At 60.6% G+C, this 416-nt stretch carries 1 protein-coding gene; it reads left to right on the top strand.

The genetic code is table 11. The annotated features are described in order from the left end of the window. Positions 1-416 (top strand): electron transfer flavoprotein subunit alpha/FixB family protein (locus AAEZ09_RS27930; RefSeq protein ID WP_350601586.1); only part of this gene is annotated, 416 nt, incomplete at both ends.

Here is a 416-nt window from a genome sequence, read left to right as displayed (position 1 = left end):
GTAGAAAGCGCTGACACTTTCAAGCGCCCGATCTACGCCGGTAACGCCATTGCCACCGTTCAGTCGAACGCGTCGGTAAAAGTGATCACCGTGCGTGCTACCGGTTTTGACCCGGTGGCGGCTGAAGGCGGTTCGGCATCGGTTGAAACCGTTGCTGCTGCTCACGACGCTGGCACTTCCAGCTTCGTTGGCGAAGAGCTTGCCAAATCGGATCGTCCGGAACTGACTGCTGCCAAGATCGTCGTTTCCGGCGGCCGAGGCATGCAGAACGGCGACAACTTCAAACACCTGTACGCCCTGGCTGACAAGCTGGGCGCTGCCGTGGGCGCGTCCCGCGCTGCGGTCGACGCAGGTTTTGTCCCTAACGACATGCAGGTCGGTCAGACCGGCAAGATCGTTGCGCCACAGCTGTACAT

Origin of the sequence: Pseudomonas sp. 65/3-MNA-CIBAN-0223, from assembly GCF_040310425.1 — a bacterium.
Taxonomy (GTDB): Bacteria; Pseudomonadota; Gammaproteobacteria; order Pseudomonadales; family Pseudomonadaceae; genus Aquipseudomonas; species Aquipseudomonas gregormendelii.
This window is presented reverse-complemented; position numbering and strand designations above follow the sequence as displayed.